We start from the raw sequence: 19,800 nt of genomic DNA on the forward strand, positions 1-19,800 counted from the left end.
AGAGGTTCCCGCGCTCACCGCGGTCGGTCACCGAGATTACGCACGTGGCCGGCTCGGACGAACGTGTGGACCTGGTCGGGGATGCCGCCGCCGCTGCCGAGCTGCGACCACGAGAGCAGCTCGCTCGAGTCGGGATCGAAGATCACGGTGAACGTGCCGGTGCGGGGCGAACCCACGCCGGCGGGGACCGGCAGGTTCGGCGGCGCGGGGAGCGTCACGGCCTCACCCTCGCGGCCGAGCGGGTCCTTGGCGTCGGAGGCCTTCAAGCCCGGGAGCAGCGCGAGCGCGCCCCACAGGCCGGCCCGCAGGTGCGGGGTCGTGTTCGCGGTGCCGAGCAGGAGCAGGATGCTGCGCGTGACGTCGTAGCGGACCTGGTCGGGCGTCGGCAGGCCGGGCGCCCAGTTCAAGGCGCGCTCGTTGGCCTCCAGCGCGGCCAGGAGCGCCTTCGGCTCGGTCGGGAGGGCGGCGATGTCGAGATCGAGCAGCGGGCCGTCGCCATACATGAACTCCCGCTCGCGCCCGTCGGTGATCGCGCGGCCCTGCCAGCTGCGGTCGACCCAGTTCTCGACGTGCTGCCGGCGGTCGCCGAAGCGCTCGTCGATCTTCGTGTAGCGATAGCCGGTGAACGCGGGCGGCTCGTCGGCGGCGGTCGCGGCGGCGGCGTTGAGCAGCGCGACCGGATCGTCCGGGTCGTTGGCGGGGAGCGCGGCGATCGCGACGGCCACCGCGGCGGTCGCGGTGACGAGGCCGAGCGCGAGCCGGCGGCGTGGGCGCGTACGCGGGACGGCCGCGAAGACCGCGGCGACGTCCGCGTCGGTCGGGGTCTCCTCGCGCAGCGGGGCGAGGCGTTCGTGCAAGGTCATAGTTCGCTCCGGAGGGCTTCCCGGCCGCGGGAGAGCAGCGAGCGCACGGTGCCGGTGCGGCACCCGAGCGCTTTCGCGATCGCGGCGTCGGGAAGGTCGTGGACGTAGCGCAGCGTGAGCGCGGCGCGCTGGCGGGGCGGGAGGCCGTCGAGGAGCTCGAGCGCCTCGGTGAGCGGGTCATCCGGCCGTGGTGGGACGTGGGCGCGGGCCTCGGCGTCGCGGCGGTCGCGGTTGCGGCGCGCCTCCTTGAGCGCGCGCCGGACGGCGACCTTGTGCAACCAGGCGTCGAGGTCGCGGATCGAGTCCGCCTTCTGCAGCGCGGTCAGCGCGACCTCCTGGGCGACGTCGGCGGCGGCCTCACGGTCGCCGAGCACGCCGAGCGCGGTGCGGCGGGCGATCGTCAGCGCCCGGGTCACGAGCCGCTCCTCGGCGGATATCGGTGTCGCGATCATCGTGCCCCTTAAGGAGCGGGGAGCGCGACGGAATGTTGCATCAGCGTTCTACGAGCTTGGCGAAGAGCTTGTCGAGCTCGGCTTCGGGGTCGTCGGTGAGGCCCGTGTGGACCGGTCCCGCCTGGACGATCGTGCTCGCGGGTGCCACGAGCCAGTGGAAGCGCTCGGATTGGGGGAGCTCGGCGATCGCGCCGCCCTCGGGGTCGCCGTGGGCGATGTGCTCGATCGTGGTCAGCAGCGCCTTGACCTCGGCGGCGTTGCACAGCGGCGAGAGGGCTTTGAGGAGCGCCTCGTCGAGGTGGGTGCGGGCGCCGAGGAAGCGCCGCGGGCGGCAGAAGAGCACGACGCCCGCGTTCACCGCCTCACCGCGCTCGACCCGCGGGATGACGCGCAGCGCGGCGTACTGGAACGGGCTACGCGTTCCGGGCACGCTCGGCCTCCTCCACCCACCCGCGCGGCGCCTGGAGCCGCTTGGTCAGGAACTCCCCGTAGGCGTTGCCGTCGGCCCACTCGGGCGGGACGAGCGCCGCCGCGGCCTCCGGTTGCGCGCGGCTCGCCAGTCGGATGTCGGCGTCCTCGATCGAGCCGGCGGCGGTCAGCAGGACGTGGTCGCGGATCGCCGGGAACGTCCCGTTCGCCCGCTCCAGCGGGTCCGGAGCGTGGAACGCGTAGAGCGCGGCGCCGTGGTCGATCAGGTACAGGTCCGAGTGCCAGCGCAGCAGGTTCGGGTTGCGCGGCGTGCGGTCGACGTTGGTGATCAGCGAGTCGAGCCAGACGACGTTCGCCGCCAGCTCCGCGTTCGGCGGCTGTGCCGGGTTGTACGGCAGCGAGCCCGGGAGGAAGTCGACGCCGAGGTTGATCCCCGCGCTGGCCGCGATCAGCTCCTGGATCTCGGGGTCCGGCTCGGCGTTGCCGAGCGCGGGATCGAGGTCGATCAGCACCAGCTCGGGGACCGGAAGGCCGAGCGCGCGGGCCAGCTCGCCGGCCACGATCTCCGCCGCCAGCGCCTTCGGGCCCTGCCCGGCGCCGCGGAACTTGAGGACGTAGAGGCCGTCGTCGTCGGCCTCCACGATGCCCGGCAGCGACCCTCCCTCGCGCAGGGGCGTCACGTAGCGCGTGGCGGTCACCGTGCGCAGCACGACTGGCATGATGGCTGACCGATGACGCCACCGATCCTCTGGACGCCACCCGACGAGCTGTTGCAGCGCGCGACGATGGGCAAGTACATGCGCGAACGCGGGTTCTCGACGTATGGCGAGCTGCAGCGCTGGTCGGTCGAGGACCTCGACGGGTTCTGGGGTTCTTTGTGGGATCGCTTCGGAGTGGGCGAGCGTGGTGACGTGGTGCTCGGGTCGCGCTCGATGCCGGGCGCGTCGTGGTTTCCGGGCACGTCCTTGAACTACGCCGAGCACGCGTTCCGGGGGCGTTCGGACGACGCGTTGGCGCTGATCGCGGGCGGCGAGGACCGTGATGACGAGGAGTGGACCTGGGGCCGCCTGCGTGAGCTGACCGAGCGGATCGCGACCGGGCTGCGCGCACGTGGCGTCGGGCGCGGCGATCGCGTCGTCGCGTACATGCCGAACATCCCCGAGACGGCCGCCGCGTTCCTGGCGTGCGCGTCGCTGGGCGCGGTGTGGTCCTCCTGCTCGCCGGACTTCGGGGCGCGGTCGGTGATCGACCGCTTCGCGCAGATCGAGCCGAAGGTGTTGCTCGCGGTGCGCACGTACCGCTACAACGGGCGCGAGTTCGACCGCAGCGAGGCGCTCGAGGCGATCGTGGGCGAGATGCCCGGCGTCGAGACGGTCGTGCTCGGCGAGGACAGCTGGGCCGCCTTGGTGGGCTCGCGTGAGGCGTTGGCGTTCGACCGCGTGCCGTTCTCGCATCCCCTCTGGGTGCTCTATTCGAGCGGGACGACGGGGCTGCCGAAGGCGATCGTGCAATCCCAGGGCGGCATCCTGCTCGAGCACTTGAAGATGCTGCACCTGCACCTGGACGCGCAGGCGGGCGACCGGCTCTTCTGGTTCACGACGACCGGCTGGATGATGTGGAACTTCATCGTCTCGGGGCTGCTGACCGAGGCGACGGTGCTCCTGTACGACGGGTCGCCGGGGTACCCGTCCATGGACACGTTGTGGGACTTCGCGGCGCGCACTCGGATGACGACGTTCGGGACGAGCGCGTCGTACATCGGGGCGTGCATGAAGGCGGGCGTGGAGCCGGCCGCGGGGCGCGATCTCTCTGCGTTGAAGGCGGTCGGATCGACGGGGTCGCCGCTGTCGCCCGAGGGGTTCCGGTGGGTGTACGAGCACGTGGGTGCGGACACGTGGCTGTTCTCGACGTCCGGAGGCACGGATCTCTGCACGGCGTTCGTGGGCGGGACGCCTTTGGAGCCGGTCTACGAGGGCGAGCTGCAGGCGCGCGCGCTGGGGGCGGCGATCGAGGCGTGGGACCCGGACGGCCGGCCGCTGATTGGCGAGGTGGGCGAGCTCGTGCTGGTCGAGCCGATGCCTTCGATGCCGATCTCCTTCTGGGGCGACGAGGACGGCTCGCGCTACCACGACGCGTACTTCGACGTCTACCCGGGCGTGTGGCGGCACGGCGACTGGATCGAGATCACCGACCGCGGGACCGCGATCATCACGGGGCGTTCCGACGCGACGATCAACCGCGGCGGGATCCGCATGGGGACGGCCGAGATCTACCGTGCCGTCCTCGCCGTCGACTCGGTCGTGGACGCGTTGGTGGTGGACGTCCCGGTCGAGGGCGCGGACGCGTGGATGCCGCTGTTCGTGGTCATGCGCGAGGGCGCCTCGTTGACCGACGAGGTGGTGGCCGAGATCCGGCGGCGGGTGCGCGAGGACTGCTCGCCGCGGCACGTCCCTTCCGAGGTGATCGCGGTGAAGGAGGTCCCGCGGACGTTGAGCGGGAAGGTGCTCGAGTTGCCGGTCAAGCGCATCCTGATGGGCACGCCGCCGGACAAGGCCGCCGCGCGGGACTCGCTGGCGAACCCTGCCGCTTTGGACCCGTTCGTGGACCTCGCGGCCGCGCGTTCTTGACCGTCGCGGAGGTCATCGCGGCGCGGCTGGGCGAGCGGGGCGTCGAGCGCGCGTTCGGCTTCCCCGGCGGCGGCTCCAACCTCGACCTGATCGAGGCCTTCGCGGGCGCGGGCATCGAGTTCGTCCTCGCCCACACCGAGGTGAGCGCCGCGCTGATGGCGTGCGCGTGGGCGGAGCTGACGGGCACGTGCGGCGTTGTGGTCGTCGGCAACGGCCCGGGCCTGGCGAGCGTCGTCAACGGCGTCGCCCACGCGTGGCTGGACCGCGTGCCGCTCGTGGTGTTCTCGGACCGCTACACCGAGGCCGAGGCTTCGACGACCGGCCACCAGATCCTCGACCAGCGGGCGCTGCTCGCGCCGGTCGTGAAGTGGTCCGCGACGGTCGACACGTCGGCGGGCGCGTTGGTCGACCACGCGCTCGCGGTGGCGCTCTCGGCGCCGTGCGGACCCGTGCACCTCGACATGCCGCGCACGGTGGGTGCGCAAGAGGCCCGCGAGGGGGACGCGCCCGCGTCGCCACCCGCCGCCGCGCCCTTGCCGGCCGCCGCCACGCCCGCGCCGGCCGCCGCCGCCACGCCCATGCCGGCCGCCGCCGCGTCGCCGCCCGCCCCCGCGCCGCTCGACGCCGCCGTCTCGACCCTTGCCGCCGCGACCAACCCCGTCATCGTCGCCGGACTCGAGGCCGCGCGCACGCTCTCCGGCGGCGACCTCGCCGCGCTCGCCGAGCGGCTCGGCGCGCCGGTGCTCACCACGTACAAGGCGAAGGGCGTGATCGACGAGTCACACCCGCTGTGGGCCGGGATCGTGACCGGTGGGGCGATCGAGGCGCCGATCCTCGATCCCGCGGACGTGGTCGTCGCGGTCGGGTTCGATCCCGTCGAGCTGCTGACGAAGCCCTGGCCGTGGGCGGAGCCGGTCGCCGTGCGGCCGGAGGACGTCCCGGCGCTCGCCGCGCGGCTCCCGCAGGCACCCGCACGCGAGATCCCGCGGGTCCTCGACACGCTGAGGATCGGCCAGGGGTTCACGACGTGGAGGATCATCGAGATCCTCGACGAGGAACTGCCCGACGAGACCGTCGCGGCGGTCGACGCCGGCGCGCACATGTTCGCCGCGACGTGGTTCTGGCGGGCGCACGCACCCCGCCGCTTCCTGATCTCCAACGGGTTGGCGACGATGGGGTTCGCGGTGCCGGCGGCGGTCGCCGCGGCGCGGGACGGGCTCGCGCTCGCCATCACCGGGGACGGCGGGATGGCCTACGGGGCGTTCGAGCTCGAGACCGCCGTCCGGCTCGGCGCGCGGGTGCTGGTCGTGGTGATCGACGACGCGAGCCTGAGCCTGATCCGGATCAAGCACGAGGCCAAGGGTCACGACCGCTCGTCGCTGGACTTCCGGCCGGTGTCGTTCGACACGGTCGCCGCCGGGTTCGGGGTGGCGAGCTGGGTCGCCGACGACGAGGTGACCCTGCGCCGCGCGGTGCGCGAAGCGCTCTCGACGGGCGGGCCGGCGCTGATCGACGCGCGCTGCAGCGGCGCCGAGTACGCGCGGACGCTCGAGGTCGTGCGCGGCTGAGCCACCCACCCCGCCGCGCCGGTCGCGATCAGCGCCGGGAGCAGTGGGAGCGCGTAGCGGGGCATCGCGCCCGCGATCAGGTGGAAGAGCGTGAACGCGACGAGCACGGCGAGCAATGTGCGATTGCGCGAACGGATGACACCCGCGAACGCCACGAGGACGAGCAGCGCGTGCCAGAGCCGCAGCTCGCTGGACGAGCGCGATCCCGCCCGCGACGGCCGCAGCCACAGCCGCGGCAGCTTCTCCCCCACCATCGCCGCGAACCGGACCGGCTGCTCGCGCGGGTAGGTGGCGAGGTTGTGCAGCGCGGCCTCGCGCAGCGCGGCGTCGCGGTCGAGAGACGGTCTCCGGGCCGCGACCGCGTCGAGCACGAGGTCGCCCGGCAGGTCCTTGGCGTGCCGCCCGCGCAGCTCGGGCGCGAACCGCACCGTCTCGGCCTTCAGCGCCCGCTTCGCGCCGAGCAGCGTCCCGCCGCCGGGGAGATAGGTGCCGACGAACAGCGAGCTCCCACCGCCGGTCGTCACCGGCGCGCCGACGTTGAGCGACCACGCCACCACGGGCACGAGCGCCGCGACCGCGAGCACGACCCCGCGCCGCCCGCACAGCACCGCGACGACGGGGATCAGCACGAGCAGGTTCGCCCGCGTGAGGACGGCCGCCGCGAGCAACGCGCCCGCCAGCGCGTAGTGGCGACGCGCGAGCGCCAGCAACGCCCCCGTGAGCCACAACGCCCCGAGCGGCTCGGAGAGGAGGTTCCCCGTCGCGCCGACGAGGGGCGGATAGGTGGCGACCACACCCGCGGCGACGAGCCCGGCCACGACCACACGCCGCGGCGCGGCGACGCCGCGCAGCGGGGCGGAGAGCCGCGCGGCGGCGCCAAGCGGCGCGGCGACGCCAAGCAGTGCGGCGGCGCCAACCGGCGCGGCGACGCCAAGCGGTGCGGCGGCGCCAAGCGGTGCGGCGGCGCCAACCGGCGCGGCACCGCGGCGCCGCACGTCATGGGCCGCGGCCACGGCCAGCGCGAACACCAGCGGGATCAGTGCGGTGCCCGCGAGCCACTGGACCCAGTAGGCGGCCGGGATGTCCGGCGTCCGGCCGCGCTCCACCCGCCCGCTCAGCTTCGCCGCGACGGCGAACGCGGCCGGCGCGCCCGGCGGCCAATGGAGCGACCGTTTGCCGTAGCGGCCGGTGTCGGCGAGCCCGATCGCCGCCGCCACGTAGGAGCGCTCGTCGGAGGACTGCCGCGCGTCGGGCGCCACCGCCTCGCGCGCCCGCAACGCGCCCCCGAGAACCGTCAAAGCCACGAGTACCCAGATCCATCGCACCCGCCCAACGGTCCGTCCGCGACGCCCCCGCCAACACCCCACCTTGGTGGCCCCCTGCCCACCCGCCACCTAAAGGGTCTGACCCCTCAACCATTGATTTGGCTCTACGCCGCGGTTCGCAATGTTGAGGGGACTGACCCTTTAAGTGGGCCGGGGGGGTGGTTAGGGGGTTACCCCTCTATCGCCCGCCCGCCGGACGTGGGAGAGTTTGCGGGTGGCGACCGCGACCGACACCTCCCCTGCCCGGATGACCTCGACCGATGACGATCGCGGGCGGGTGCAGCCGCTCACGCGGGCCGGCATCTGGGTGCTATTGATCCTCGCGGCCCTGAACGGGCTGTTCCTGTACTTCGTGCCCGCGCAGGCGGAGTTCCACTACGCGTGGTCGATCAAGCCGAGCGTGAACGCCGCGTTCATCGGCGCGGGCTTCATCGCCGGGACGGTCGCGACCGGCCTCGTGCTCGCCTTCGCCACCCGCTGGCGCACGTTCAGCACGCTGCCGATCGCGCTCTGGGTCCTGGCGACGAGCCTCTTCACGGCAACGCTGATCCACAACGACCGCTTCAAGTTCGACTACGCGCCCACGTGGGTGTGGACGTTCGTCTACGCCGCGGTGCCGTTCGCGGTCCCGTACCTCGTGCTCCGCCAGCGCAAGCAGGCGGACCCACAAGAAGAGGCCAGCCCCAAGCTCACCGCGCTGCGCGTCATCAGCGGCGTCTTCGGCGTCGCCATCCTCGCCGGCGCGATCGCGCTCTACGTCGCCCCCGTCGACCTCGGCAAGCACTGGCTGTGGGCGCTCACGCCCCTGCTCGCCCGCGCCGTCGCCTCCTGGTACGCGCTGTTCGGGACGATGCTGATCAGCTGCGCGATCGGCATGCGCCGCCCGGCCCACGCGATCATCCCCTACGCGACCCTCGGCACCTGGAGCGCGCTCCTGCTCCTCCTCCCCGTCTTCCAGGACGAGCAGGTCAGCGGCGGCGGCCTGTGGTACGCGCTCATGGCGGCCCTGCTCGCGCTCAGCGTCTACGCCCTGAGCGTCGGATGGCGCGACCGGGCCGCGCTTTAAGGTCGGATGATCGGGGTGGGGCGGAGGGGCTGCGCTGCCTTTATCTAAGCGGGCTTCGCTGCGGCGCGGCGGGCGCGCGAGCGCTCCAAGGCGGCACGCGCCTCTTCGCTCGTCACCGGCCGCGGGAAGGCGGGTCCGGCGATCTCGGCCGACTCGACCACGGCCGACTGCTCCCGAATGCCCTTGAGGGACTTCGGTGGGCGGCGGAAGAAGTGACGGAGCGCGTCCATTCAGGTGTCCTTGGCCGTCGCCGGGGCGCGCACGGCCTCGAAGGTCAGAATACCGGCCGAGAGGACGGCCACAAGGGCGCCTAGGCCCCATGTCCAGGCCAGCGCGCCCGCCGAGCCGTGGAAGGCGAGCGTGCCGCCGGCGACGACGACCGCGACGGTCGCCGCCGCCAGACAGAGCCGGTAGGGCGCGAGCATCAACCGCACCAGCGGGTGCTCGCCGCTGCGCAGCACGAGCCCGCTGACGATCGCCGACGACGACAGCAGGATCGCGATCGCGGGGCTCGGCGCGCCCGACAGCGACGGCAGGTCGGCGAAGAGCCACGGCAACGCCAAGCCCAGGGCGATCACCCACGCCACCAGCGCCGCGGGGACCAGGAAGCGGCTGCGCTCGGTCCCGTAGATCACGCTCAATCCAGGGCTGACGTCGACGTCCGGCTCGGCGACGTAGTGGATCGCGGGACGGTCGGTGTCACGCGGGCCGCGCGACAGCACCGCGCCCGTGTTGTCGTCCACCAGGTTCGTCCGGCGCGCCCGCAGCTCCTCCGGCACGTCGACCTCGACGTGATACGACGCCGCCTGCGTACACCCGGGCGTGTCGTAGAAGTGCGCAGTCCGCCCCGGCCGCCCCAGCGGCTGCTCGTAGGAGAACTTGACGACCCGCCGCCGCCCCACATCGTTGACCACGGCGCACAAGAGGAAGCCGCGCGTCAGCTGCGCCGCCAACGCGGAGAAGCCGGGCAGCGGCCCGAGCGTCCCCTCGAGCTCCTCGACCGCCGCGTCGACCCCGTCCTCCTCCCCCGGCCCGGCCGCGAGGATCCACTCGATCAGCGGCCCGACGTCCTCCTGCACCGCGTCCTCGGTGTCCAGGTCGAGCATCACGTACAGCAGCTCGCGCGCGATCAGCTGCGCCTCGTCGGAGCGCAGCAGCGGCACAGCGTCCTCGCCCTCGTCGAAGAGGTCGAAGTGCACCAGCAGCCGCTTGGCGAGGTACGCGAGCGGCACGATCCACTCACGCTCGGAGAGCTGGATCTCGGCCCGGTGCGCCACCGGCACCGTGAAGTCGACCGACACGTGCCGCCGCACCCGCTCGTGCGAGAGCACGCGGATCGTCTCCACCCGCCGGTGCCGCCACGCCGCCTGACGGGTCAGCAGCGCGGCGAAGCCGACGGCGATCTCACCGGACCGCTCGTCGAGGACCTCACCCGGCCAGGGCTGCACGCAGCGCGCCCTCCAACGCGTCCGGCTCCCAGCCGCCCTCCCACAGCACGCCCTCGATGAACAGCCCGGGCGTCGCCGTCACGCCCGACCCCACCGCCGAGCGCACGTCGTCGAGGATCCGCTCCAGGTGACGGCCCTCCTGCATGTCGTCCATCAGCTGCGCCACGTCCAGCCCGATCTGCCCCGCGTAGTTCAGGAGATCCGGCACCGACAGCGCGTCCTGCCGCGCGAGCAGGACGTGGTGATACGCCCAGAAGCCGTCCTGCTCCGCCGCGCCCTCGGCGGCCAGCGCGGCGCCGTTGGCGTTCGGGTGCAGCTCGCCGATCGGCAGGTGCCGCCACGCGTAGGTGAAGCCGTCCCAGCGCTCTCGCAGCGCCATGACGCCCCGGTCGCACTCAGAGCACAACGGGTCCTCGTAGTCGCCGAAGACGACCAGCACGGGACCCGCGGAGCCGAGCGCGTGATCGTGTCCGCGGACGAAAGGTGGCGTCAGCATGAGGGGAGGTAACCGTACCCGCCGGCGTGGCAGCACCACTGTCGCCGCCGGTGTGGCGCGGTTACGCTCGCAAGGTTCTATGGCCGCCTCCCCCGCCGAGATCCGCGAGCGCGATCTCCTCAGCCGCCTCGCCGCTGGGACCGCGGGCGTCGTCGGCGCCGCCTTCCTGCGCCGCCTCGTGCAGGAGCTCAAGGGCGCGCTCGAGGCCGACGTCGCGTTCGTCGCCGAGCTCGTCGAGCACCGGCCGGGGTACGCGCGCACGATCGCCTCGGCCTACCGCCCGGGGATGGAGCTGCGCGAAGGGCACGAGTTCGCCCTGAAGGGCACGCCGTGCGAACACGCCTACGACACCGACCTGCTGCTCGTCCGCCGCGGCGCCCGCCTGCGCTACCCCGCGGACACGTTCCTCGGCGCGCACGGGCTCGACGGCTACCTGGCGATTCCGCTGCGCGGCGCCGACTCCCGGGCGATCGGCCACATCGGGCTCGTGTCCGCCGGCCCGCTCGATCCCAAGCCCAGCGAGCTACACGCGCTGCAGGTCTTCGCCGCCCGCGCGGCCGCCGAGCTCGACCGGCGCCGCCACGAGCGCGCGCTGCGGGCGCGTGCCGACGAGGTGGTCGCCAGCCGCGCCCGCGCCGTCCACGCCGCCGACGAGGAGCGCCGCCGGATCGGCCGCGACCTGCACGACGGGGCGCAGCAGCGGCTCGTCGTCCTCGGCCAGTCGATCGACCTCGCGCTGCGGCAGTTGCAGTCCGACCCCGAAGGCGCGCAGGAGCGGCTCGCGGCGGCGCGCGAGCAGGCCTCGCTCGCCGGGCGGGAGCTGCGCGAGCTCGCTCGCGGCCTGCACCCCGTCGGCCTGGAGCGCGGCCTCGCCGGCGCCCTCGCCGCGCTCGCGACCCACTCGGCGCTGCCGGTCGAGCTCGTCGCGGTGCCTGACCGCCGCCTGCCCGACGTCGTCGAGACCACGATCTGGTTCCTCGTCTCCGAGGCGCTCTCGAACGCGATCAAGCACGCGGGCGCGAGCCGCCTCGAGGTCGACATCGTGCTGCACGGTCGGACGCTGGTCGCGCGCGTGTCCGACGACGGCGCGGGTGGCGCCAACGCCGCGCAGGGGACCGGCCTGCAGGGACTGCAGGCGCGCATCGAGGCGCTCGGCGGGCGCTTCGCCGTCCAGAGCATCGACGGCACGACGCTCACGGCCACGATCCCCCTCGCCCCCTGGCGCACCGCCACCGACCCCTTCCTCGAGTTCGGCCATGACGGCGACGGCGGCAAGGGCCTGCGCAAGATCGAGGAGCTGCTGACCGGAGCCCGCACCACCGGCGTCTCGCTCGCCCGCGAGTGGGAGCTCGAGGGCGGACCGCCGCGGATCGGACAGCGCCTGCCGGTCTTCGATCACACCGGGCGCCGTCATGGGCTGGTGGAGATCGTGCGGGTGGCGGTGATGCCGTTCGGCGAGATCGACCCGGCGACGGTCGACCCCGAGCCCGGCGAGGCCGACTGGCACGTCGGCCGCGCCAAGGCCTACCAGGAGTGCCGCGAGGAGATCGCGGCGCTGCTCGGCGAGCCGAACTGGCGGCTCACCGAGACCGAGCCGATGGTGATCCTCACCTACCGGTCGGTGCCCGCCGCGGAGATCAGCGGCTCGATCCTGTAGGGGATCTGGCGGGTCATCGAGATCGCGCTCGTCGAGCGCTGGACCGCGCCGGTGTGCAGCATCGCGTTGATCACGTCCTGCAGGTGGGTGTTGTCGCGGGCGACGACGCGGCACAGCAGGTCGCGGTCGCCGGTGACGCCGTGGACCTCGAGCACCTCCGGGACCAGCTCCAGGCCCGCGACGGCCTCCTCCAACCGACCCTGGACGATCTCCAGCGACACGAAGGCCAGCACCGGATAGCCCATCTGCGCGGGCTCGATCGCCGGACCGAAGTCGGTGATGACGCCACGCGCGGCCAGCTTGTCCATGCGCGACTGCACGGTCCCGCGGGCGACGCCGAGCCGCCGCGCGATCTCCACGACACCCACGCGCGGGTGCGCGCGCAGCATCAGCAGCAGGCGGGCGTCGAGCCCGTCGATCTCCTCGCCGCTCACGGCGCCACTCCAGAATGCCCGAAACCGGACGGCTGGTCCTTCGAAGGCGGTTCGCCGGGCTCGCTCACGATCGCGAAGGTTAAGGCGTCGCGGGCGCCGTCGCGGCGAGCGGCGCGGGGCGGCGGGGCGCCCGCGGGATCCGCAGCACGATCAGCGCGGCGACGCCGCAGAGGATGCCGCTGGCGACGAACACCGGCAGGTAGTCGCCCTGCCACCCGCGCACGAGGCCGGCGCCCCACGCGGCGACCGCGCCGCCGATCTGGTGGAACGTGAACACCCAGCCGAAGACGACGCTCGACTTCTCCGGGCCGAACTTGCGTGCGGTCAGGGCGACCGTGGGCGGGACGGTGGCGATCCAGTCCAGCCCGTAGAAGGCGACGAACAGGACGAGCGTGTAGCTCTGGGTACTCAGCGCGTTGGAGAGCAGGACGAGCGAGAGCCCGCGCAGCGCGTAGTACCAGAACAGCAGCCGGCGCGGGTCCGTGCGGTCGGTCAGCCAGCCTGATGCCGTGGTGCCGGCGATGTCGAGGATGCCCATCAGGGCGAGCATCGACGCCGCCTCGGTGGCGGGCATCCCGTGGTCGTGGGCGGCGGGGATGAAATGGACGGCGATCAGGCCGACGGTGGTCGCTCCGCAGACGAAGAAGGAAGCCGCGAGCGCCCAGAACGTGCCGGTGCGCGCCGCCTCGAAGAGGATCTTCACGGCGTTGGAGGCGTGCGCGCCCTCGCGCGGCGGTTCGATCTCCGTGCCGCCGTAGGGCGGGATGCCGATGTCGGCGGGCCGATCGCGCAAGAGCAGGCCCGCGACCGGCAGCGCGAGCAGCGCGACGCCGCCCGGCACGACCATCACCCAGCGCCAGCCCTCCATCTCCACGTGCGACATGATCGGGAGGAAGATCAGCTGTCCCGTGGAATTCGCGGCCGTGAGCAGGCCGACGACGAGCCCGCGCCGGTCGTGGAACCAGCGGGTGGCGATCATCGCCGCCAGCACCGGCGCGACCGCGCCCGTCGCGGCGCCCGTGACGACGCCCCACAGCAGGTAGAGCTGCCACGGATGCTTGACGAGCATGGTCAGCCCCGCCGAGACCGCGATCAGCGCCAGCGCGACGGTCACGACGCGCCGCAGGCCCACCTTCTCGACCAGCGCCGCGCTGAACGGCCCGCTGAGGCCGAAGACCACGAGGTTGATCGCCACCGCCGCGGAGATCGTCGCCCGGCTCCAGCCGAACTCATCCTGCAACGGCACCATCAGCACGCCCGGAACGGCGCGGAATGCGGCCGACGCCAGAAGCGCCGTGAAGCCCGCCGCAGCCACGACCCAGGCGTAGTGGACCCTCCTCGACCGCATCGGTTTCATCATACAACCGACGAATTCCGGGAGATTCGCCGTATGATCGGGAATGAGAGAGGCGAATGAGCAGCGTCTACCGGAACATCCTGGTAGCGATCGATGGCTCGCCGGACGCCGACGCGGCCCTTGCGCACGCGGCGGAACTGGCGCGCGATCAACGCGCCCGGCTGACCTTGGTGACCGCGGTGCCGCAGGTGCCGGCCACCGCGCTGCTCGCGTCCGGGGCCGCTCCCCCACGCAGCGAGGTCATCAAGCACTACGCCGAGCTGCTGCGCGTCGCCGCCGCCGAGCTGCCCAACGACGTGAGCGTCACGACGCTGCTGGTCGAGGGCCCGCCCGCCCGCGCGCTGATCGAGCGCTCGAAGTCCGGCGCGTTCGACCTGATCGTCATGGGCTCGCACGGCCACGGCCGCCTGCACACGTCCCTGCTCGGGTGCGTCTCGCAGAAGGTCATGCAGGCGAGCCCGATCCCCGTGCTGCTGATCCGCGCGCCCGAGGAGGCCGAGGCGCGCGTCCCGAGCTCCGCCCCGGTTGAGAGCGCGCTCGACATCTCGCCGCTGACGAGCTAGCCGTAGCGCGGGGTCGGCGGGATCGGTGCGCCGTTGCGGACCGCCTCGACCACCGCCTCCGCCTCCGCCGGGCGGTACTCCTCGCCGTAGACCGCGCCGTCGCGCCGCGGGGCCTCCATCACCGCGCAGCCCGCGGTGCCGCCCAGGTCGACGGGCGCATACCCCGCGTCGCGGATCAGGCCGGCGACGATCGCCTTGGCGGCCTCGTCGTCGCCGCACAGCCACTGCACGACGCGCGGTTCGCGGCCCGCCGTCTGGACCTGGAACGCCGCCGTCAAGGTGTTGAAGGACTTCGTGTAGTGCGCTCCCGGCATGCGCGCGGCATTGAACGCCGCCGCGGTCTGCCCGGCGGCGGGCATCGGGCCCGCCCCGAACTGGTTGGTCGTGTCGATCACGACCTTGCCCTCGAGCGAGCCGAGTTGGGCGAGCGCCTCGGGCAGCACGCCCCAGGGGACGGCGACGACGACCACCTCGGCGCCCGCCACCGCCTCCGCGGGCGCCGCCACGCGCCCGCCGATCTCGTTCGCCAGCGCGCGCTGCGCCTCGAGATCGCGGGCGAACCCGAGCGTGAGCGCGTGCCCGGCACCCGCGAGCCGGCGTGCGATGTTGCCGCCGATCCGGCCGGCCCCGATCACCGTGACGTTCATCGTCCCACCGCCTCCAGGATCTCGCGGGCGACGTCGCCGCCGCTGAAGTTCTGCTGACCCGTCACCAGGTTGCCGTCGCGGATGGCGAACGAGCGGAAGGCGCCCGCCTGGATGAAGTTCGCGCCGAGGTCCTTGAGCGCGTCCTCGACGCGCCACGGCATGATGCGCTGTCCCTCCGGCAGGGCTCCGGCCTCCCACGTCAGCCGGTCCGCCTCGTCCTCCTCGACGTTCGGGAAGCCCGTGACCGTCCTGCCGCGCACGAGCGGCGTGCCGTCCGCGAGCGTGGCGTACGCCAGCACCGCGACGCCGTGGCAGAGCGCTGCCGTGACCTTGCCGGTCGCATGGAACTCGGCGAACTTCGCGTGCAGGTTGGTCGCGTGCTCGAAGGTGAACATCGGTCCCTGGCCGCCGGCCACGACGAGCACGTCGTAGGCCTCGACGTCGAGGTCGTCGACCGGCTTCGTGGCCTCGATCAGCTTCAGGAACCCGGGGTCGTGCTTGTAGCCGCGGGAGATCACGTCCTCGGCCTGCCAGCGGCTGGCGTCCTCCGGATCGCTCAGCGCGTCCCACTCGCATCTGCCGCCTTGCGGGCTGTAGACGTCGACCTCCCAGCCCACCCCGGTGAACGCGAAGTACGGGTGCGTGAGCTCCGACCACCAGAAGCCGACGGGCCAGCCCGTGGTGGTCGAGACGCCTGGGTTGGAAATCACGATCGCCGCCCGCTTGGGCCGGGCGGGATCGACCGGGTTCAGATCGCTGTGGCGCATGACCAATTGATATCAAAGCTTGAGTCCAAGCAATTTAGACAAGCGATACTGCCGGGCATGCATGACTCGGTCGACGCGCTCCTGGCCTCGTGGGACGAGACGCGCCCGGACGTCGACTTCTCGCCGGTGGCCGTCGTCTCGCGTCTCGGCCGGGTGCGGACCTACATCGAGCGCGAGCTGCACGGCGTGTTCGCGGCGCACGGACTCAGCCCGGCGAGCTTCGGCGCGCTGGTGACGCTCGTTCGGCTCGGCGCGCCGGAGGGCGTGAGCCAGCGGCGGCTGATGGACGAGCTCGGGCTGACCTCGGGCACGATCAGCGTTCGCATCGACCGGCTCGTCGAGGCCGGGCTGGTCACGCGCCGGCCCGATCCGGAGTCCAAGCGCAACACGCTGATCGCCCTGACCGAGCGCGGCGAGGAGCTGGTCGAGCGCGCGATCCCCGCCCACCTGGAGAACGAGCGCCGCCTGCTGAGCGCGCTCTCGGCGGCCGAGCAGGAACAGCTCGCGGGGCTGCTGCGCAAGCTGCTGCTCGCCTTCGAGGGCTCGTCGGCGCCGCTCGGGCTAGGCGCGACCGTCGCGCCGGCGCACGTGACGCTGACGCTGCGCGCGTCCGTCGGGCTGCCGCCGGTGACCGGCCTGCTGGTGCGGGCGCTCGACGCGGACGGCGCGGCCGCGGCCGCCGGCCTGCGGACCGGTGACGTGCTCGTGCGCGTGGGCGAGACCGAACTGCGCTCCGCTGAAGCGCTCGAGGAATTCGCGGGAGGCACGATCGCGCTGCACGTCGTCCGCGGTGTCGAGGAGCTCGACGTGACCGTCGAGCTCGGCGCCGCCGCCGGGCCGACGGGCGCCACCAGCGGCGAGCATCGGCTCTAGTGTCCTGAGTCGAAGTTCGCTAGTCGATCGCGTCGTCCCCGTAGAGCACGGTGTCGCCGTCGATGACGGTCGGGACGCCGCGCACGCCCGCCTCCCACGCGGCGCCGGTCGCGTCCTTGAGCCGCTGCTTGATCGCGGGGTCGTCGAGCGCGGCGAGCAGCAGCGCCGGGTCCAGGTCGGCCTCCTCCGCGGCGCGGGCGAGCACGCGGGGATCCGAGATGTCCGCGCCGGTGGCGAACTCGCGGTGGTAGACGGCGCGGGCGAAGGGCGCCAGGGCGCCGCGTGCCTGCGCCCACGTCGCCGCCCGCATCGCCTTCAGGCCGTTGACGGGCCAGCCGTCGGGCCAGACGAGCGGCGGCAGCCCGTAGCGGCGCGCCCGCGCCTCGACCTCGACCACGTTCTCGGCCCGCGTGGGCGTCTGCGACCACGAGCCGCTGCCGCGCCACTCGAAGATCGCGCCGAGCAGGATCGGCTCGAGCGTGAACCGCTCAGCCGCCCGCGCCACCGTGAGGTAGGCGTAGGGCGAGCCGAGATCGAAGTAGAGGGTCGGTGCTTGAGTCACATCGGGGCGCCCGGATTCGAACCGGGGACCTCACCGACCCGAACGGTGCGCGCTACCAGGCTGCGCCACGCCCCGGGACCGGGAGAGTGTAGCCACGTCAGTGACCGTGACCGGAGCCGAGTGCTCCGGTGAGGCCTCCGACGGTGTCGTCGACCGCGTTCCCGACGTTGCCCACGGCCTGGTCGACCGTGTCCGTCACGCCGTCCACCGCGTCCGAGACGGGGCCGTCGCCGGTGACCGTCTTCACCGTGTCGTCGACCGCCTGGGTCACCTGCTGCGTGGCGCCGGAGACGGCGTCGGTGGTCTTGTCGACGGCGTCCGCGACCGGCTTGGCGTCGGCCGGCGGGGGCGTCGGGACCGCGGCGGGAAGGTCCGTGGAGGGCAGCTTGGGCGTGGAGCCGCCGTCGGTGCTCTCGTGCGTTGCCTTGGGAGTCGAGCCGGCGGACGAGGAGGACGGCGGCACCGAGCCGCCACCGGCGGACGTGGCCCCGCCGGCGGCGGCCGGTGAGCTCGACCCCCCAGTCGTGTGCGACGTCGAGCGCGTCTTCGCGTGCTCGCGCTTGGTCGCGGAAGGCTTCGTGGTGTCGTTCGCGCTGGCGTCCTCGCGGGTCCGGGCGACCGGCGTCCTGGGGGCGGAATCCGGAGTGGTCGCGGTGACCGACGCGGCCTTGGCGGGCCGCACGAGCGCGGGCGTGTCCTTCGCCGGCGTCGCGGCGGTCGTGGCGTGGTGCACGCCGGCGGCGCCGCCGACGCTCGCGACGAGGATCGCGGCGCCCGCGGCCGCCTTCCCCCAGCCGCTGGAGAGCTGGTCCGACAGCGCGGGCAGGTGGGAGCTCCAGCGGCCGGGCTGCGAGGTCGCGACCGCGTCGTCGCCGCGCCGGAGCCTGGTGAGCCACGGGAACGCGAGGATCGCCGCGATCCGCTCGCGGACCGTCGGCCGCGTGAAGAGGCTGCGATCCAGGCCGGCGGCGAGCGCCTCGCGGCGGCAGGACTGGCAGTGCGAGAGGTGGCGGGCGAGGCGGCGGGTGTCGCGCGCTCCCAGCCGCGAGCTGACCGCCGTGCCGATGATCTGCGTGATCCGCAGGCAGCGCGCGCCCGAGACGATGTCGTCGTACTCCTCCGTCAGGCGGCGGCGGGCGCGGAACAGCGTCGACTCCACGGCGGGGCGGCTCATCCCCATGCGCTTGCCGATCTCCTGATAGGAGAGGCCCTCCAGCTCACGCAGCACGAGGATCTCGTGATGCGTCTCGCTGAGGCCGCCGAACGCGCCGCAGAGGTTGTCGAGATCCTGCTTGGCGGCGACCGCGGCGTCGGGCGAAGGCCCGGAGCCGATCAGCTTGGAATGGTCGGCGGGGGCGAGCCCGTCATCGGCGTCGTAGGAGACTTCCTCAGCGCGCTTGGAGCGCCGGAACGCGTCGATGCAGCCGTTCTTGGCGATCTGGTAGAGCCACGGTTTGAACGCAAGCGGCTGCTCGGTCTCGCGCATCCGGCGCAGGGCGGAGACGAACACCTCCTGCGTGACGTCCTCCGCCCGGCCGTGGTCCTTGACCATGCCGAGGACGTAGGCGTGGATGCGCCGCTGGTAGCGGTGGTAGAGGATCTCGAAGGCGCGGTCGTCCCCGCGCCGTACCGCCGCGACCAGGCGCTGATCGGAGTCTGCGGCTTCGTCGGCCTCGCGCGGCGGCGCGAGCGTCGCGTCGAGCAATCCCCTACTCACGATGTGAAGGTCCCTTGTATCTCTGAGGCTCTTACAGTCGCTCCCCGGGCCCCTGAACCCCGGCTCGCAATCAACGTCGTGTCAAATCACCCAAACTGTCTGACCTCAAACGCATATGGCACAGATCGACGACATCATTCGGACCCTCGACGAGCTGCTGCGTCCCTCCGACTTTCAAGATCTCGGCCCGAATGGGCTGCAGGTCCCGGGCGCGAGCGAGGTGACGCACGTGCTCACGGGCGTGTCCGCGACGCTCGAGTTGCACGAGCGGGCGGTCGAGCTCGGAGCGCAGCTCGTGCTCGTCCACCACGGGCTCTTCTGGAGCTTTCACCCGACCGGGCTGACGCCCCTGCTCGCCGCGCGCCTGCGGCCGCTGTTCAAGCACGACATCAACCTCGCCGGCTACCACCTGCCGCTCGACGCGCATCCCGAGCTCGGCAACAACGCGATCCTCGCGCGCGAGCTCGGGTGCGTGGACATCGAGCCCTTCGGGTCCTACAAGGGCACCTTCATCGGGCGTCGTGGGAGGTTTTCCGCGCCTTTGACAACTTCTGAGCTGAAGGAGCGCGTGCACGCCGTCACCGGCCGCGAGCCGCTCCTTCTCGGTGCGGGACCGGAGCGGATCGGCTCGATCGGGGTCGTCTCGGGTTCGGCCGCGGACACGCTCAACGAGGCCGTCGCGGCGGGCCTGGATGCCTTCCTGACCGGCGAACCGCGAGAGCACATCACGGCCGAGGCGGCGGAACACCGCGTCCACTTCGTGGCCGCCGGACATCACGCGACGGAGACCTTCGGGGTCCGGGCCCTAGGTGAGCTGCTGGTGGACCGGTTTGGGGTCGAACACACCTTCTTCGATCAACAAAACCCGGTCTGATCGAATGTTTAGTACAGGTTGATCAGGTTGGCATTGTGGACATCCGGTGAAGTCGCTACCGTGCCCTGACACGTG

General features: G+C 72.8%; 20 protein-coding genes and 1 tRNA gene. 7 read left to right on the top strand and 14 right to left on the bottom strand.

Going from position 1 to position 19,800, the window contains the following annotated elements:
• Positions 1–14: 14 nt before the first annotated feature.
• From G569_RS0100190 to G569_RS0100205, 4 genes are read right to left on the bottom strand one after another with little or no spacing between them, the layout of a single operon-like run.
• Positions 15–863 (bottom strand): hypothetical protein, encoded by an 849-nt coding sequence (locus G569_RS0100190; RefSeq protein WP_028061908.1) that lies wholly within the window; start codon positions 861–863, stop codon positions 15–17.
• A complete protein-coding gene (locus G569_RS44355; RefSeq protein ID WP_037494122.1) occupies positions 860–1,315 on the bottom strand; it encodes an RNA polymerase sigma factor in 456 nt (151 codons plus the stop codon). Before G569_RS44355 ends, G569_RS0100190 begins: the two co-directional genes overlap by 4 nt.
• 40 nt (positions 1,316–1,355) lie before the next feature.
• Complete coding sequence (locus G569_RS0100200; protein WP_028061909.1) at positions 1,356–1,745, bottom strand: DUF3037 domain-containing protein; 390 nt, start codon at positions 1,743–1,745, stop codon at positions 1,356–1,358.
• Positions 1,729–2,454: a HipA family kinase gene (locus G569_RS0100205; RefSeq protein WP_028061910.1), complete on the bottom strand. Its 726-nt coding sequence runs from the start codon at positions 2,452–2,454 to the stop codon at positions 1,729–1,731. Before G569_RS0100205 ends, G569_RS0100200 begins: the two co-directional genes overlap by 17 nt.
• 21 nt (positions 2,455–2,475) lie before the next feature.
• On the opposite strand from G569_RS0100205, the gene G569_RS0100210 reads away from it, so the two are divergent.
• The 3 genes from G569_RS0100210 to G569_RS0100225 all read left to right on the top strand — a co-directional run bounded on the left by G569_RS0100210 (position 2,476) and on the right by G569_RS0100225 (position 8,330).
• The gene (locus tag G569_RS0100210) at positions 2,476–4,371 is read left to right on the top strand and encodes an acetoacetate--CoA ligase (protein WP_028061911.1); all 1,896 of its coding nucleotides are present in this window, start codon (positions 2,476–2,478) and stop codon (positions 4,369–4,371) included.
• On the top strand, positions 4,368–5,939 hold the full coding sequence (locus G569_RS0100215) for a thiamine pyrophosphate-binding protein (protein ID WP_028061912.1): 1,572 nt from the start codon (positions 4,368–4,370) through the stop codon (positions 5,937–5,939). The genes G569_RS0100210 and G569_RS0100215 overlap by 4 nt, the downstream gene beginning before the upstream one ends.
• A 1,572-nt stretch (positions 5,940–7,511) precedes the next feature.
• On the top strand, positions 7,512–8,330 hold the full coding sequence (locus tag G569_RS0100225) for a hypothetical protein (RefSeq protein ID WP_157591728.1): 819 nt from the start codon (positions 7,512–7,514) through the stop codon (positions 8,328–8,330).
• 44 nt (positions 8,331–8,374) lie between these two features.
• On the opposite strand, the gene G569_RS0100230 is transcribed toward G569_RS0100225, so the two are convergent.
• From G569_RS0100230 to G569_RS0100240, 3 genes are read right to left on the bottom strand one after another with little or no spacing between them, the layout of a single operon-like run.
• A complete protein-coding gene (locus tag G569_RS0100230) occupies positions 8,375–8,560 on the bottom strand; it encodes a hypothetical protein (protein WP_028061914.1) in 186 nt (61 codons plus the stop codon).
• A complete protein-coding gene (locus tag G569_RS0100235; protein ID WP_028061915.1) occupies positions 8,561–9,778 on the bottom strand; it encodes a hypothetical protein in 1,218 nt (405 codons plus the stop codon).
• The gene (locus G569_RS0100240) at positions 9,759–10,274 is read right to left on the bottom strand and encodes a DsbA family protein (protein ID WP_028061916.1); all 516 of its coding nucleotides are present in this window, start codon (positions 10,272–10,274) and stop codon (positions 9,759–9,761) included. Before G569_RS0100240 ends, G569_RS0100235 begins: the two co-directional genes overlap by 20 nt.
• A gap of 79 nt (positions 10,275–10,353) precedes the next feature.
• Here G569_RS0100240 and G569_RS56915 point away from each other — a divergent pair, with 79 nt between their 5' ends.
• Positions 10,354–11,931 (top strand): histidine kinase, encoded by a 1,578-nt coding sequence (locus G569_RS56915; protein ID WP_053225633.1) that lies wholly within the window; start codon positions 10,354–10,356, stop codon positions 11,929–11,931.
• Here the strand turns inward: G569_RS56915 and G569_RS0100250 are convergent.
• Together G569_RS0100250 and G569_RS0100255 are read right to left on the bottom strand one after the other, a co-directional pair.
• Positions 11,886–12,365, bottom strand: coding sequence for an Lrp/AsnC family transcriptional regulator (locus G569_RS0100250; protein WP_211232873.1), 480 nt, complete (start codon positions 12,363–12,365; stop codon positions 11,886–11,888). The two genes, G569_RS56915 and G569_RS0100250, sit on opposite strands and share 46 nt — an antisense overlap.
• Positions 12,366–12,444: 79 nt before the next feature.
• Complete coding sequence (locus G569_RS0100255) at positions 12,445–13,713, bottom strand: MFS transporter (RefSeq protein ID WP_028061918.1); 1,269 nt, start codon at positions 13,711–13,713, stop codon at positions 12,445–12,447.
• Between the two features lie 65 nt (positions 13,714–13,778).
• On the opposite strand from G569_RS0100255, the gene G569_RS0100260 reads away from it, so the two are divergent.
• Positions 13,779–14,285, top strand: a complete 507-nt coding sequence (locus tag G569_RS0100260; RefSeq protein WP_028061919.1) for a universal stress protein — start codon at positions 13,779–13,781, stop codon at positions 14,283–14,285.
• Here the strand turns inward: G569_RS0100260 and G569_RS44365 are convergent.
• Positions 14,282–14,932 (bottom strand): NADPH-dependent F420 reductase, encoded by a 651-nt coding sequence (locus tag G569_RS44365; protein WP_053225634.1) that lies wholly within the window; start codon positions 14,930–14,932, stop codon positions 14,282–14,284. The two genes, G569_RS0100260 and G569_RS44365, sit on opposite strands and share 4 nt — an antisense overlap.
• A complete protein-coding gene (locus G569_RS0100270; RefSeq protein WP_028061920.1) occupies positions 14,929–15,699 on the bottom strand; it encodes a type 1 glutamine amidotransferase domain-containing protein in 771 nt (256 codons plus the stop codon). The genes G569_RS44365 and G569_RS0100270 overlap by 4 nt, the downstream gene beginning before the upstream one ends.
• A 57-nt stretch (positions 15,700–15,756) precedes the next feature.
• Between G569_RS0100270 and G569_RS56920 the strand changes: the two genes are divergently transcribed.
• Positions 15,757–16,572, top strand: coding sequence for a MarR family transcriptional regulator (locus G569_RS56920; protein ID WP_053225635.1), 816 nt, complete (start codon positions 15,757–15,759; stop codon positions 16,570–16,572).
• 19 nt (positions 16,573–16,591) lie between these two features.
• Here the strand turns inward: G569_RS56920 and G569_RS60435 are convergent, their stop codons facing one another.
• The 3 genes from G569_RS60435 to G569_RS0100290 form a co-directional block, all read right to left on the bottom strand.
• The gene (locus G569_RS60435; protein WP_037494316.1) at positions 16,592–17,134 is read right to left on the bottom strand and encodes a DsbA family protein; all 543 of its coding nucleotides are present in this window, start codon (positions 17,132–17,134) and stop codon (positions 16,592–16,594) included.
• A gap of 1 nt (position 17,135) precedes the next feature.
• A tRNA-Pro gene (locus G569_RS0100285) sits at positions 17,136–17,209 on the bottom strand.
• A 22-nt stretch (positions 17,210–17,231) separates the two neighbouring features.
• Entirely contained in the window at positions 17,232–18,851 is a 1,620-nt protein-coding gene (locus tag G569_RS0100290) for an RNA polymerase sigma factor (RefSeq protein WP_157591729.1), read from the bottom strand.
• A 115-nt stretch (positions 18,852–18,966) separates the two neighbouring features.
• On the opposite strand from G569_RS0100290, the gene G569_RS0100295 reads away from it, so the two are divergent.
• Entirely contained in the window at positions 18,967–19,725 is a 759-nt protein-coding gene (locus G569_RS0100295; protein ID WP_037494123.1) for a Nif3-like dinuclear metal center hexameric protein, read from the top strand.
• Positions 19,726–19,800: the final 75 nt, after the last annotated feature.

The organism is Solirubrobacter soli DSM 22325, from assembly GCF_000423665.1.
GTDB classification, from domain to species: domain Bacteria; phylum Actinomycetota; class Thermoleophilia; order Solirubrobacterales; family Solirubrobacteraceae; genus Solirubrobacter; species Solirubrobacter soli.

What these genes read in the sequence shown, in the direction of transcription:
- G569_RS44365 (WP_053225634.1), bottom strand. Translation starts at nt 14,932, where the DNA reads ATGAACGTCACGGTGATCGGGGCCGGCCGGATCGGCGGCAACATCGCA.
- G569_RS0100295 (WP_037494123.1), top strand. Translation starts at nt 18,967, where the DNA reads ATGGCACAGATCGACGACATCATTCGGACCCTCGACGAGCTGCTGCGT.
- G569_RS0100230 (WP_028061914.1), bottom strand. Translation starts at nt 8,560, where the DNA reads ATGGACGCGCTCCGTCACTTCTTCCGCCGCCCACCGAAGTCCCTCAAG.
- G569_RS0100240 (WP_028061916.1), bottom strand. Translation starts at nt 10,274, where the DNA reads ATGCTGACGCCACCTTTCGTCCGCGGACACGATCACGCGCTCGGCTCC.
- G569_RS0100255 (WP_028061918.1), bottom strand. Translation starts at nt 13,713, where the DNA reads ATGCGGTCGAGGAGGGTCCACTACGCCTGGGTCGTGGCTGCGGCGGGC.
- G569_RS44355 (WP_037494122.1), bottom strand. Translation starts at nt 1,315, where the DNA reads ATGATCGCGACACCGATATCCGCCGAGGAGCGGCTCGTGACCCGGGCG.
- G569_RS56920 (WP_053225635.1), top strand. Translation starts at nt 15,757, where the DNA reads ATGCATGACTCGGTCGACGCGCTCCTGGCCTCGTGGGACGAGACGCGC.
- G569_RS56915 (WP_053225633.1), top strand. Translation starts at nt 10,354, where the DNA reads ATGGCCGCCTCCCCCGCCGAGATCCGCGAGCGCGATCTCCTCAGCCGC.
- G569_RS0100225 (WP_157591728.1), top strand. Translation starts at nt 7,512, where the DNA reads ATGACCTCGACCGATGACGATCGCGGGCGGGTGCAGCCGCTCACGCGG.
- G569_RS0100260 (WP_028061919.1), top strand. Translation starts at nt 13,779, where the DNA reads ATGAGCAGCGTCTACCGGAACATCCTGGTAGCGATCGATGGCTCGCCG.
- G569_RS0100210 (WP_028061911.1), top strand. Translation starts at nt 2,476, where the DNA reads ATGACGCCACCGATCCTCTGGACGCCACCCGACGAGCTGTTGCAGCGC.
- G569_RS0100270 (WP_028061920.1), bottom strand. Translation starts at nt 15,699, where the DNA reads ATGCGCCACAGCGATCTGAACCCGGTCGATCCCGCCCGGCCCAAGCGG.
- G569_RS0100190 (WP_028061908.1), bottom strand. Translation starts at nt 863, where the DNA reads ATGACCTTGCACGAACGCCTCGCCCCGCTGCGCGAGGAGACCCCGACC.